This is a genomic window from Streptococcus sp. oral taxon 071 str. 73H25AP (assembly GCF_000146755.1).
Classification (GTDB): Bacteria; Bacillota; Bacilli; order Lactobacillales; family Streptococcaceae; genus Streptococcus; species Streptococcus oralis_T.
In genome coordinates this window covers 808,456-820,809 of the sequence record NZ_GL397254.1, presented here as the reverse complement: position 1 = coordinate 820,809, position 12,354 = coordinate 808,456, and the positions used below count along the sequence as shown (strand labels likewise).

The following is a 12,354-nucleotide window of genomic DNA, read 5'->3' as shown; positions in this document are numbered from 1 at the left end:
ATTTCTTAGCTCCATTATAGCATTTTCTAGGGAAATAGAGCTAGAAAGATCCGTATAATACTAACTGATTCAAAGGAGTAAAATCATGGGAATGATTGCCAATTATCAATATTTACCAGACGATGAATTAGATCAAATAAAAGGTCTTTCCAATCAAGAAGATGACTTGTTAGATTTTGCAGAGGATTCCGCTGATAGTCATGATATCTTACTAGATATTGACAAAATGTGGGATGCTCTTCTCTTTGTCATGACAGGATTTAGTAGTTCAGAATTTTTGGATGACAATCCCTTGAGAGAAGCGGTTTTAGGAGTGACTCCTTTAGAAGAAGTGTCTGAGTACATAGCCTATACTGAAAAAAATAAGATAGCCGAAATCATAGAAGCTCTAGAAAGTTTTGACATGCACAGAGCCTTGGAAGACTTTAGTATGGAAGCCTGCAAGAAAGCCGACTTGTATCCTGATATTTGGGATTATCTTGAGGAAGAGGAAGAAATCAAGGATGAAATTCGAATCAGTTTTGTAAATATGAAAGAGTTTTACAAAAAGATTCTGGAGCTCAATGGAAATGTCCTGGTCACTATTTGTTAGAAAGTTTATTAAACATTCCTAAAAGAATAAAACTGCTTGAGGTAATAAATGAACAAAGAAGATTTATTGGCATTATGGAAGGGAATAAGCTGGGAAAAACATGATTCGGGGATCTATTTTCTAGGGCGATATCTAAATAAAGACATAAATATTTATTTTACAGGTTACTGTGAACAGGATTTGGTCTTATTATCAGATGATTTGATGACTAGTTTATATAGAAACTTGGAACACCTTGATAAAAAAGCTCAAAAGGTTATCCATGATAATTGGCCTGATAAAGCAGTTACAGAACTGGAATTAAGGGAGTTAATCTTGGATAAAAGTAGTTCTTATGGCGAATTTGCTCTAGGTTATGATGCCGGTGTCTCTCCAGCTGGATCCCTTTATCTTTTAGTGAAATTCGACAAATATTTTCAAGTTGATAGAGAGCTTGTGTATGAAATTTACTAACTGTCTGACAATAAGAGGTTAAAATCAGGTGATGAAATGAAAGATTTATATAAAGCAATGTTAGGCTTAAATGGTATTGTCCTCGTCACCATTTGTTAATCAGAATTTATCCATGTAAGAAAAGGTAGTCAGATGAATCCATATTTACAAGAATATATCACCCGGACAAGGGAATACCATGCTAAAGATGGAAAGCCTTCAAGTGTTGCGGCACTCTATGATTTGGCTGATGAATTAGCTAAGTCTGATGATTTAGAAGCTAAAAAAGTCTTAGTTGACCTCTATGAACAATTGGGTCTCTACACTAGTGCCTATAGCTTATTTACCGAAATCTTAGATAAACCAGATCGAAAACAGAAAAAGAAACTGAGCCGTTTACAAGAAATGAATCAGAGTCATGGTGATCGTTATGCCCTTCCTCGTCCCCTAAGAAAAGAAGATAAAAAGCAGAGTCAGGAGTTATTACAGTCTTTGCCACATTTTCTCTATCATCCAGATCCCTTAGCTACAGGTTCATTTGTTGAAGGAGAAGCCAAGCTTTGTCCATCTTGTGGGAAAGAAAGCAATATTTATTATGACTTGATCCCTTATTGTATTGACAACATAGAGAACCTTTGTCCATTTTGTATTGCAAATGGTCAAGCAGCTAAAAAATTCGATGCAGAATTTATCCAAGATGCCGAGTGGCAGGGTGAATTGGATCCAGAAAAGAATCAGCTGCTTTTTTGTCAGACCCCAGGCTACTCTAGTTGGCAGGGAGAATATTGGCTTTCTTGTTGCCAAGATTATTGTGCTTACTTGGGTACAGTTGGAACTCGAGAATTGAAGGCCATGGGAATCGCTGAGCAAGTCTTGGCAGACTATGAAGCGCGTGAAGAATATCAAGAGGTAGAAGACTACTTGGTCAAAGACGGGCCTATCTGTGGTTATTTGTTTAGATGTCTACATTGTCAAAAATACCATATCTGGGTTGATGCAGATTAAATCGAAAAGTGATTAGCTATGAAAATTAAAGAGAAGACTATGGAAGAACTAGAATTATTCGAAGCTGCCTCCAAAGATTTATTTGATACTATGCAGGGATTTAAAGACAATCTATCTGTTCAATTTCCCCTATTAGATAGTGATAACTGGCAGTATGATAAGGGATCCATAAAAGTTTGTAAGGCTGATGAGTCAGGATTCAAAAAAAGATGTAGAGTCGGAATCAGCTACAATTTGAAAGTCCCCCTATTAAACGAAGATGCCGAGCAAATCTGGCTACTGTTTAAAGACTGGTTCAATACTAGCAGATTGAGTCAAGTTGAAAGAAATCTTAATAATGAGGATTTGGGAAGATATGTCTTCTCAGCAATTTCCCCTCTAGGTGATCAGGTAGATTGTTCCATTTATTTGCCTAATGAGTGGAATATCCCTCAGATTAGCTTTTCAGGCTATCTAACAGCTCGTTATAGGGCTTGTGATCTTGATAAATAGAAAAAATAAGATGGTGGTTTTTAGAGATGAAAAAGATTAATTGGGACAAGATAAAGACTCGCTTAGATGCCTTGCTTGTCATTGATGAGTTTCTAACAGATCCGAGTGAGGATTGGCTCAGACTTGTGATTAAGACTGAGGAAGACTATGGACTCCGCTACCTTATTGACAATGGCTCTGGTGATTCTTTAGATGTGATTTTGACTGATAAAATGATCCTTATAAAAGGCTTTGATCATGAAAGCAGTTTAAGCCAGTTTGCTGCTGACGAGTGGAATCAAGATATCATCGATGGTTTTTATAATGGACTGGATGAAAAGTATGTCTCACTTTATTCAGAAGAACAAAAAGATGAAACAACCTTCTTTATCTGGTATGACGGTCACGCGCATCAACACACTTACCAAGATCAGGATGGCGGAGAATGGTTGCTCTCTTACCTTTTTGATAGCTTTGAGAGATTTCATGAGTTTGTGACTGTCTATTATGAAATTACCGTAGATAAAGATTTACTTAGGAAACTTTACATTGAAGGCTTTCTTTCAGACCTAGAATTAAAGCAATTAATCCAAGATGATTAAGAGGCTTATTATGAGAGTGAACTATAAAAATACCCCTGAAAAATATCAAACTCTGGCAGAAATAATTATCCCACCATTGCTTGATTTACTCAAAAGTTTAACCTTGTTAGAAGAGGAAATTTTTGAGCGTAACAGAGCACTGGATAAGGAAAAAGAAGGCCTTGGCATCCCAGCAAATCAACTTCATCCCAAGTGGAATGAACTTATGGATGACTATTTTCAGAGACAAATGCAACTTCTAACTGGACGAGTGACTCAAAAATACTTGGAAGGAGGAGTTCGAAATTCTTATGGCTCCCCAAGTGAATATAACTATGTTCAAACGAATGATTTTTCTGTAGATTTTATCATGACAAAAGCTGAAGAAGCAAGAGTCATTACCCATTATCAAGAAGCTTTAGAAATGAAGCATCAGTTTGTACTTAGATTGGTGGATGGAAATTGGCTACTTGATGAGAAATTTTACGGTTTTGAAGATGAGGAAACTTGGTATCTCGACTCACTTTGAGCAAGATAGCTTTGCTTCCCAACTGATATGAAAAAAAGGAGAAGTCCTATGAAATTTTTGAAAAATCTATTTTCTAGTAAGAAAGAAAAATCGGAGAAGAAAAGAAAACTGATCTTGTCCATGCCCCTCTTCAAAGGCAGGAAGGCCTATTCTTTAGACCAGGTCGTTCAGGAATTGAAATCTCACTGGGCGCTTGAAATTTCTGAAGTTTCTGGGGATGATTCTAGTGCAACATTTGTGATTGATGGTGCTCTTGTTGCGCTGGCTTTAATGGATTTGCCTATCCCAAGTCAAGAATTTGAAGAATTGTATGCCTATTCTTACCTCTGGCAGGATGTTGAGAAGGATACACAGGAGCACACACAACACGCCATTGTTTCTATCCTGTCTGACAATCTTTCGCCAGTAGAAACTTATTCCCTATTAACTAAAGTCAATGCCTCTATCTTAAAAACTAGTCAATCAGCTATTGGTATTTATCAGGGTTCTACCACCTTGCTCTTACCCAAAGATCTTTATCTAGACCTGACTGACCTTTTGAAAGAAGAAATGCTTCCCCTTCAACTCTGGATTTATATGGGAATTATCAACCAGGGAGATAAAACTAGTATTTACACTTATGGTTTGAAAGAGTTTGGAAGAACTGAGATTGAAATTATCGAGTCTCCTATAAATAGCGATGACTTATATTATTTCCTCCTGTCTATTCTTCAGTATGTTTTAGGCAGTGATGTCACCTTAAAGGACGGTGAAACCATTGGCTTTTCAGAAGATCAAAAAATCAAAATCACTGAGTCAAAAGCCGTCTATTTGGAAGGAAATTCCTTGAAATTAGATGTTTAAACCATGATTTATAATTGAGTGTCTTTCCTAGATTGGGGGTTTTATGAAGCGTGATATAAAAAAATATTATCTCTACCGATTTCTGGACCATAGATTTGAAAAACTCTCTTGTAAGAATCCAAGTCTCAAGGAAATAAAACCAGAGAAGAGAGAAAAAATCGTTCTAGAGGCTACTCGAACTAGTCAAAAGATTATTCTAGTCCTTGGAATTCTTTATGTTTTGCTATATTCTGCTATGTTCATTTACCTAAGGCTCAATGATTTTCAAAATCCCTTATTGACTTGGTTTACTGATTACATCGACTATTTAGGGGCACTGATAAACGGAGAATGGGGCAGTAGTTGGCGTCAAAAGAAAGCTAGTTTTTTGATGATTGCTCTAGTGGCTTTACCCATTGTGCTGATAGAAGGCGGCCCCTTCTTCTTGCTGGTTTTATTGATTGGGAATTGGGTACTAAAGAGTAAGATAAGATTTGAGAGAGAACATAAAGGAGTAGAGAGCCATGGGTAGAACAGTGATTATAGGTACTTTAATTGCTTTTGCAATCTTTAATCTGCTGCTAGGTCTGGGTTTTTATCTCTTTCTAAAAAAGAGGAAAGAGAATGGACAGTCATTGTACGAAACTCCTGTAAATCAACAAACTCGAACAGAAAAACTGGGTCTAGGCGAGATTTTGGTCTACCTGACACTGATTGCCATCGCAGGGATCTTTGCCTTTCAGACCTTAAATAGAGGCGGTGTTGGGAATTCTATTTTAGCCAAAATGATCCTCCTACCTGCTCTAATGGCCCTTTTCAATGCAAGAAAACGAACTGGGAAGTCTATGCTTGCCCTCCTTATAACTTTGATGGTCTTTCTAGTAGGAGTCACGTTTAATCTCACGATTGGTTTGCCACCTCAAGCACCGATTTTACAAATTAATGAAAGTAAAATCATTTTAGCTGAAACTAAATCCAGTGAGCTGATGGACGCTGGATTTGACCTCTATGTAAGACAGGGCGATGGTGGTAGCGATTATGAAGACCTCCTGACAAGTAACAGTTTCCAAAAGTATCCTGGAGATAAAACAGTTACCATCGAAAAAGGCTTCAGGCTTGATAGCAATGCTGTTCCTTACGCTCCCTATCTCCTAGCAAAAGATGGCATAGTACTGGGCAGTATTTCCTTTTACGGTGCTGAGGACCATGATGTGGCTATAGAAGATTCTAAGGTTATTCAGGTTCGATTTAACAAGGACAGTATTGAGGCAGCGAAAAAACATTCTATTACTTTCAAATTAAATGAACTTGACTTGACTACACGACTGGATGTTTCTCTTGTTCAAGAAACTTTCAAGAAGCATCTATGGTCAATTCCGCCATCAAATACAAGTGATGTCACTCAACTATGGTATGGATTAAAGTGGTCCAGCAACAGCGATTCACTATTTTGGAATGAGTACTATGGTCTCATCCGCCTAGATGAAAATTATATGATGACTGATTTTGAACTAGCTGTTCAAGTAGCACGAGATAAGTAGATAAGATTTTGAATAACTGACTATACTTACGATTCAACAAAGGAACTAATCGATTTAGTTCCTGTTTTTGTTTTTTGATTTCAATTTAAAACGATTTCTTTTTATCGTTAAATACCATTTTACGAACAAAAAATGAAATTCTTTAAAAAAGTTTCACAAAATACTTTACAAGTCCCTGAAAACATGATATAGTAATGAAGCTTAGAAAATGAGATGATGTTTTCTAGCAAATATAAACCCGAGTAAAAAATGCCTACGGACAGGCAGGGTTGAATGCCGAAGCGTGGTTGAAAAGCCACATTATTGATAGGGTTAAAAGCCTACTTTTATAAGTTGATGTTAGGATATTTGTCCTAATTCATAAATTTTAGTGTGGTGAAAGCACACGTCATCTTGTGAAACGATCAATAAAGTACGTAATATTTGCTACTAGAGAGTTAGGAAACATCAGGAACAGACATACTCAACAGAAACCAAAATACACACGTCAGAAGATTGCAGAGCAGGTGAAAACCTGCTCTTTTTTCATAAGTCAACCTTTAGTCGCCTTTATCTTCTTGAGGTGCTAAAAATATGGTAAAGGAGTATGTCTTGAAGAAGTTAGATCAAAACCAAGCCCCAATTTACGAGGCCTTGGTCAAGCTACGAAAGAAAAGGATTGTCCCCTTTGATGTACCAGGTCATAAACGCGGACGGGGAAATCCAGAACTTGTTGAATTGTTGGGAGAAAAATGTGTTGGCATTGATGTCAATTCTATGAAACCCTTGGATAATCTAGGCCATCCCATTTCGATTATTCGAGATGCAGAGGAGCTGGCTGCGGATGCTTTTGGAGCAGCGCATGCCTTTCTCATGATTGGTGGAACAACATCATCTGTTCAAACTATGATTCTTTCCACCTGCAAGGCTGGAGATAAGATTATTCTGCCGCGAAATGTTCACAAATCTGCTATCAATGCGCTGGTTCTATGTGGTGCCATTCCCATCTATATCGAGATGAGTGTAGATCCTAAAATTGGCATCGCTTTAGGTCTTGAAAATGACCGTGTTGCACAGGCCATCAAGGAACATCCGGATGCTAAAGCTATCCTAATCAACAATCCTACCTACTATGGTATTTGTTCAGACCTCAAGGGTTTAACGGAAATGGCTCATAAAGCTGGCATGCTGGTTTTAGTAGATGAAGCTCATGGAGCGCATTTGCATTTTACAGACAAATTGCCACTATCTGCTATGGACGCTGGCGCTGATATGGCGGCGGTCTCTATGCATAAGTCTGGTGGGAGTTTGACTCAGAGCTCCATCCTGCTTGTCGGGGAGCATATGAATCCTGAATACGTTCGTCAGATTATCAACCTGACCCAGTCTACATCTGCCTCTTACTTGTTGATGGCTAGTTTGGATATTTCACGTCGTAATCTAGCTCTTCGTGGTAAAGAGTCTTTTGAGAAGGTTATTGAACTATCCGAGTATGCTCGTCGTGAAATCAATGCTATCGGTGGTTACTATGCCTACTCAAAAGAGTTAATAGACGGTGTGTCGGTCTGTGATTTTGACGTGACCAAGCTGTCAGTCTACACTCAGGGTATTGGCTTAACAGGTATCGAAGTTTATGACCTCCTGCGAGACGAATATGATATTCAGATTGAGTTTGGGGATATTGGCAATATCTTGGCTTATATTTCCATCGGCGACCGTATCCAAGACATAGAGCGTCTGGTCGGTGCTTTGGCTGATATTAAGAGACTCTATTCAAGAGATGGAAAGGACTTGATTGCTGGAGAATATATCCAACCAGAGTTAGTCCTTTCTCCTCAGGAAGCCTTTTATTCAGAGAGAAAAAGTTTGACCTTAGACGAATCGGTCGGACAAGTCTGTGGAGAATTTGTCATGTGCTATCCTCCAGGGATTCCAATCCTAGCACCGGGTGAACGCATTACACGAAACATTGTGGATTATATCCAGTTTGCCAAAGAACGTGGTTGTTCTCTCCAAGGGACGGAAGACCCAGAGGTCAATCACATCAATGTTATTGAGAGAAAGGAGAGCTAAATGGATTTATGGTTTTCTGAAGTTCATACACCAGATGTCAAGTTAACGATGAGAACAGCCAAACAGCTGTATTCTGGTCAAAGTGAATGGCAGGATATTGAAGTTTTAGACACGCCTGCTTTTGGAAAGGTTTTGATTTTAAATGGGCACGTCTTGTTCTCAGATGCAGATGATTTTGTCTACAACGAAATGACAGTTCACGTTCCTATGGCCGTGCATCCCAATCCAAAGAAAGTCTTGGTTATTGGGGGTGGTGACGGTGGTGTTGCCCAAATTTTAACACTCTATCCTGAGCTGGAACAAATCGATATTGTGGAACCAGATGAGATGTTGGTTGAGGTCTGTCGTGAGTATTTTCCAGGCTTTGCTGCAGGGCTAGATGATCCTCGTGTTACCATTTACTACCAAAATGGGCTACGCTTTTTACGAAACTGTGAAGATGACTACGATATTATCATCAACGATGCGACAGATCCATTTGGACATACGGAAGGGCTCTTTACCAAGGAATTTTACGGTAACAGTTACAGAGCCTTGAAAGAAGACGGAATCATGATCTATCAGCATGGGAGTCCCTTCTTTGACGAGGATGAGTCAGCATGCCGAAGCATGCACCGCAAGGTCAATCAAGCCTTTCCAATCAGTCGGGTTTATCAGGCCCATATCCCAACCAGTCCAGCGGGCTATTGGTTGTTTGGATTTGCATCGAAAAAATACCACCCTGTCAAAGATTTTGACAAGGAAGGCTGGAAAAAACGTCAGCTTTTCACAGAATACTACACTGCAAACTTACATGTGGGTGCCTTTATGTTGCCCAAGTATGTTGAGGACATTTTAGAAGAAGAGGAAGGGAAAAAATGAGTCGTTTATTAGTTATTGGATGTGGGGGCGTTGCCCAAGTTGCTATTTCAAAGATTTGTCAAGATAGCGAAACATTTACAGAAATTATGATTGCTAGCCGTACCAAGTCAAAATGCGATGACTTGAAGGCTAAATTAGAAGACAAAACAAGTACAAAGATTGAGACAGCTGCTCTTGATGCTGACAAGGTAGAAGAAGTCACTGCCTTGATTGAAAGCTACAAACCAGAAGCTGTTTTGAACGTAGCTCTGCCTTATCAAGATTTAACCATTATGGACGCGTGTTTGGCGACAGGTGTCCACTATATTGACACAGCCAACTACGAAGCTGAGGACACAGAAGATCCTGAGTGGCGTGCTATCTATGAAAAACGCTGCAAGGAACTTGGTTTTACAGCCTACTTTGACTACTCATGGCAGTGGGCTTATCAGGAAAAATTCAAAGAAGCAGGCTTGACAGCTTTACTTGGTTCTGGTTTTGACCCAGGTGTGACCAGCGTCTTTTCTGCTTACGCCCTTAAACACTATTTTGATGAAATCCACTATATCGACATTTTAGACTGTAATGGTGGTGACCACGGTTATCCATTTGCAACAAACTTTAACCCAGAAATCAATCTCCGCGAGGTTTCTGCGCCAGGTTCTTACTGGGAAGATGGAAAATGGGTCGAAGTCGAAGCTATGTCTATCAAGCGTGAGTATGATTTCCCTCAAGTTGGACAAAAAGATATGTATCTCCTTCACCATGAAGAAATTGAGTCATTGGCGAAAAACATTCCAGGTGTTAAACGGATTCGTTTCTTTATGACTTTTGGCCAATCTTATCTAACGCATATGAAATGCTTGGAAAACGTTGGTCTTCTTCGTACGGATGCTATTAACTTTAATGGACAAGATATCGTTCCGATTCAATTCTTAAAAGCCTTGCTTCCAGATCCTGCCAGCCTTGGCCCACGTACAGTTGGAAAAACCAATATCGGCTGTATCTTTACAGGTGTCAAAGACGGTGTTGAGAAGACTATCTATATCTACAATGTTTGCGACCATCAGGAATGTTACGCAGAAGTTGGTTCACAAGCCATTTCTTACACGACTGGTGTTCCAGCTATGATTGGGACAAAATTGGTTATGAACGGTACTTGGAAACAACCTGGAGTTTACAATCTTGAAGAATTGGATCCAGATCCATTCATGGAAGCTTTGAATGAGTATGGTTTGCCTTGGGTTGTGGTTGAAAATCCACACATGGTGGACTAATGAAGCTAGAACAAGTACCAACACCAGCTTATGTGATTGACTTGGCAAAGTTAGAAACCAACTGCCGCATTTTACAATATGTACAAGAAGAAGCCGGTTGCAAGGTTTTGCTTGCCCAGAAGGCATATTCTCTTTACAAAACCTATCCCTTGATTAGCCAGTATTTATCGGGCACAACTGCAAGTGGTCTCTATGAGGCCAAGCTAGCTAGAGAAGAATTCCCGGGGGAAGTCCATGTTTTTGCGCCAGCTTTCAAGGATGCAGACTTGGAGGAATTGCTAGAGATAACGGACCATATCGTCTTCAACTCAGAGAGACAGTTGCGTAAACACGGTCCTCGTTGCCGAGAGGCTGGTATCAGTATCGGTTTGCGCCTCAACCCACAGTGTTCAACTCAAGGAGATCACGCGCTCTACGATCCTTGTGCACCTGGCTCCCGTTTTGGAGTGACTTCAGACAAGATACCGAGTGATTTGCTGGACTTAGTGGATGGGCTTCATTTTCATACCCTTTGTGAGCAGGGGGCAGATGATTTAGAGACAACTTTGAAAGCAGTAGAAGCTCAGTTTGGTTCATACTTACATGAGGTCAAATGGCTCAATATGGGTGGCGGCCACCACATCACGAGAGAAGACTACGATGTGGATTTGCTGATTTCTGAAATCAAGCGTATCCAAGAAACTTACAATCTTGAAGTTTATATCGAGCCGGGTGAAGCCATTGTGCTTAATGCAGGTTATCTGGCAACTGAAGTACTGGATATTGTAGAAAACGGTATGGAGATCTTGGTTTTAGATGCCTCCGCGACCTGCCATATGCCAGATGTACTTGAGATGCCCTATCGCCCACCTTTGAGAAATGGCTTTGAGGCAAAAGAAAAAGCCCATACTTATAGACTTTCTTCCAATACCTGTCTGACGGGTGATGTGATTGGTGATTATAGTTTTGAAAATCCAGTTGAAATTGGAGATAGACTTTATTTCGAAGACATGGCTATTTACTCATTTGTCAAAAATAATACCTTTAACGGTATTGGCTTGCCAAGTCTCTATCTCATGGACGAGCAAGGTAATTGCAGCTTAGTCAAAGCCTTCGGCTATCAAGACTTTAAAGGGAGATTATCATGATAGAAACTCCGAAAAAAGCAGGCTACCGTATGCCAGCAGAGTACGAACCTCATCATGGTACCCTTATGATCTGGCCGACTCGACCAGGTTCATGGCCTTTTCAAGGAAAGGCTGCCCAAAAAGCATTTAGCCAGATTATTAAGACTATAGCAGAAGGGGAAAGGGTTTACCTTTTGGTGGAGCAGGACTATCTATCTGAAGCCCAGTCCTATCTAGGAGACAAGGTTGTTTATTTAGACATTCCCACCAATGATGCCTGGGCGCGTGATACAGGTCCGACCATTCTACTCAATGAAAAAAGAGAAAAGTTGGCAATTGATTGGTCTTTCAATGCCTGGGGTGGTGCTGTGGATGGTCTTTATCAAGATTATGAAGCAGATGACCAAGTGGCCAGTCTTTTTGCTGAGACCTTGGAAATGCCTGTTTACGAGGCTAAACCTTTTGTACTGGAAGGTGGAGCGATACACAGCGATGGTCAAGGAACCATTCTTGTGACTGAAAGTTGCCTACTAAGCGCTGGTCGCAATCCTCATCTCAGTAAAGAGGAAATCGAAAACACCTTATTAGAGAGCCTTGGCGCTGAAAAAGTTATCTGGCTTCCCTATGGTATTTATCAGGACGAAACCAATGAACACGTTGACAATGTTGTTGCCTTTGTTGGTCCTGCAGAGCTTGTTCTAGCTTGGACAGACGACAAAAGCGATCCTCAGTATGCCATGTCTGCAGCCGACCTTGCCCTTTTAGAGAAGGAAACAGATGCGAAAGGTCGCCCTTTCACTATTCATAAGCTTCCTATCCCAGCTATTCGTCAGGTTGTCTCTAAGGAGGATTTACCAGGCTATATCTATGAAGATGGGGAAGAGGAGCGTTATGAGGGCGAGCGTCTTGCGGCTTCCTATGTCAATTTTTATATTGCCAACAAGGCTGTCTTAGTTCCACAGTTTAAGGATGTAAACGACCAAGTGGCTTTAGATATTCTCAGCAAGTGTTTCCCAGACCGCCAAGTTGTCGGAATACCAGCCAGAGATATTCTCTTAGGTGGTGGCAATATCCACTGTATCACCCAACAAATCCCAGAATAGGAG

14 protein-coding genes are annotated in these 12,354 nt (G+C 40.1%); all 14 read left to right on the top strand.

The window, feature by feature from the left end; genetic code table 11:
• Nucleotides 1–85: 85 nt before the first annotated feature.
• The 14 genes from HMPREF9189_RS06260 (at nucleotide 86) to aguA (ending at nucleotide 12,351) form a co-directional block, all read left to right on the top strand.
• Entirely contained in the window at nucleotides 86–592 is a 507-nt protein-coding gene (locus HMPREF9189_RS06260) for a YfbM family protein (RefSeq protein ID WP_000525325.1), read from the top strand.
• A 48-nt stretch (nucleotides 593–640) separates the two neighbouring features.
• Nucleotides 641–1,045 carry a hypothetical protein gene (locus HMPREF9189_RS06255; RefSeq protein WP_001030857.1) on the top strand — a complete coding sequence of 135 codons (405 nt, stop codon included), beginning with the start codon at nucleotides 641–643 and terminating at the stop codon, nucleotides 1,043–1,045.
• A gap of 132 nt (nucleotides 1,046–1,177) precedes the next feature.
• Nucleotides 1,178–2,029 (top strand): CbrC family protein, encoded by an 852-nt coding sequence (locus HMPREF9189_RS06250; RefSeq protein WP_001070495.1) that lies wholly within the window; start codon nucleotides 1,178–1,180, stop codon nucleotides 2,027–2,029.
• 18 nt (nucleotides 2,030–2,047) lie between these two features.
• Complete coding sequence (locus HMPREF9189_RS06245) at nucleotides 2,048–2,521, top strand: hypothetical protein (RefSeq protein WP_000692854.1); 474 nt, start codon at nucleotides 2,048–2,050, stop codon at nucleotides 2,519–2,521.
• A gap of 26 nt (nucleotides 2,522–2,547) precedes the next feature.
• Nucleotides 2,548–3,102 carry a hypothetical protein gene (locus HMPREF9189_RS06240; RefSeq protein ID WP_000723611.1) on the top strand — a complete coding sequence of 185 codons (555 nt, stop codon included), beginning with the start codon at nucleotides 2,548–2,550 and terminating at the stop codon, nucleotides 3,100–3,102.
• A gap of 10 nt (nucleotides 3,103–3,112) precedes the next feature.
• Entirely contained in the window at nucleotides 3,113–3,610 is a 498-nt protein-coding gene (locus HMPREF9189_RS06235) for a hypothetical protein (RefSeq protein WP_001265711.1), read from the top strand.
• A 48-nt stretch (nucleotides 3,611–3,658) separates the two neighbouring features.
• Nucleotides 3,659–4,453 carry a DUF4261 domain-containing protein gene (locus HMPREF9189_RS06230; protein ID WP_000670381.1) on the top strand — a complete coding sequence of 265 codons (795 nt, stop codon included), beginning with the start codon at nucleotides 3,659–3,661 and terminating at the stop codon, nucleotides 4,451–4,453.
• A gap of 43 nt (nucleotides 4,454–4,496) precedes the next feature.
• Nucleotides 4,497–4,964, top strand: coding sequence for a hypothetical protein (locus tag HMPREF9189_RS06225; RefSeq protein WP_000817463.1), 468 nt, complete (start codon nucleotides 4,497–4,499; stop codon nucleotides 4,962–4,964).
• Nucleotides 4,957–5,973 (top strand): hypothetical protein, encoded by a 1,017-nt coding sequence (locus HMPREF9189_RS06220; RefSeq protein WP_000533840.1) that lies wholly within the window; start codon nucleotides 4,957–4,959, stop codon nucleotides 5,971–5,973. The genes HMPREF9189_RS06225 and HMPREF9189_RS06220 overlap by 8 nt, the downstream gene beginning before the upstream one ends.
• 591 nt (nucleotides 5,974–6,564) lie before the next feature.
• Nucleotides 6,565–8,025: an aminotransferase class I/II-fold pyridoxal phosphate-dependent enzyme gene (locus HMPREF9189_RS06215; RefSeq protein WP_025168513.1), complete on the top strand. Its 1,461-nt coding sequence runs from the start codon at nucleotides 6,565–6,567 to the stop codon at nucleotides 8,023–8,025.
• The gene (speE, locus tag HMPREF9189_RS06210; RefSeq protein WP_000366736.1) at nucleotides 8,026–8,886 is read left to right on the top strand and encodes a polyamine aminopropyltransferase; all 861 of its coding nucleotides are present in this window, start codon (nucleotides 8,026–8,028) and stop codon (nucleotides 8,884–8,886) included.
• On the top strand, nucleotides 8,883–10,142 hold the full coding sequence (locus tag HMPREF9189_RS06205; RefSeq protein WP_000088753.1) for a saccharopine dehydrogenase family protein: 1,260 nt from the start codon (nucleotides 8,883–8,885) through the stop codon (nucleotides 10,140–10,142). Before speE ends, HMPREF9189_RS06205 begins: the two co-directional genes overlap by 4 nt.
• The gene (gene nspC, locus HMPREF9189_RS06200) at nucleotides 10,142–11,269 is read left to right on the top strand and encodes a carboxynorspermidine decarboxylase (protein ID WP_000764386.1); all 1,128 of its coding nucleotides are present in this window, start codon (nucleotides 10,142–10,144) and stop codon (nucleotides 11,267–11,269) included. The genes HMPREF9189_RS06205 and nspC overlap by 1 nt, the downstream gene beginning before the upstream one ends.
• Nucleotides 11,266–12,351: an agmatine deiminase gene (aguA, locus tag HMPREF9189_RS06195; protein WP_000573465.1), complete on the top strand. Its 1,086-nt coding sequence runs from the start codon at nucleotides 11,266–11,268 to the stop codon at nucleotides 12,349–12,351. The genes nspC and aguA overlap by 4 nt, the downstream gene beginning before the upstream one ends.
• Nucleotides 12,352–12,354: the final 3 nt, after the last annotated feature.

Coding starts and splice junctions, on each gene's coding strand:
- HMPREF9189_RS06240 (WP_000723611.1), top strand. CDS start 2,548: ATGAAAAAGATTAATTGGGACAAGATAAAGACTCGCTTAGATGCCTTG.
- nspC (WP_000764386.1), top strand. CDS start 10,142: ATGAAGCTAGAACAAGTACCAACACCAGCTTATGTGATTGACTTGGCA.
- HMPREF9189_RS06250 (WP_001070495.1), top strand. CDS start 1,178: ATGAATCCATATTTACAAGAATATATCACCCGGACAAGGGAATACCAT.
- HMPREF9189_RS06230 (WP_000670381.1), top strand. CDS start 3,659: ATGAAATTTTTGAAAAATCTATTTTCTAGTAAGAAAGAAAAATCGGAG.
- HMPREF9189_RS06220 (WP_000533840.1), top strand. CDS start 4,957: ATGGGTAGAACAGTGATTATAGGTACTTTAATTGCTTTTGCAATCTTT.
- HMPREF9189_RS06245 (WP_000692854.1), top strand. CDS start 2,048: ATGAAAATTAAAGAGAAGACTATGGAAGAACTAGAATTATTCGAAGCT.
- speE (WP_000366736.1), top strand. CDS start 8,026: ATGGATTTATGGTTTTCTGAAGTTCATACACCAGATGTCAAGTTAACG.
- HMPREF9189_RS06205 (WP_000088753.1), top strand. CDS start 8,883: ATGAGTCGTTTATTAGTTATTGGATGTGGGGGCGTTGCCCAAGTTGCT.
- aguA (WP_000573465.1), top strand. CDS start 11,266: ATGATAGAAACTCCGAAAAAAGCAGGCTACCGTATGCCAGCAGAGTAC.
- HMPREF9189_RS06225 (WP_000817463.1), top strand. CDS start 4,497: ATGAAGCGTGATATAAAAAAATATTATCTCTACCGATTTCTGGACCAT.
- HMPREF9189_RS06235 (WP_001265711.1), top strand. CDS start 3,113: ATGAGAGTGAACTATAAAAATACCCCTGAAAAATATCAAACTCTGGCA.
- HMPREF9189_RS06255 (WP_001030857.1), top strand. CDS start 641: ATGAACAAAGAAGATTTATTGGCATTATGGAAGGGAATAAGCTGGGAA.
- HMPREF9189_RS06260 (WP_000525325.1), top strand. CDS start 86: ATGGGAATGATTGCCAATTATCAATATTTACCAGACGATGAATTAGAT.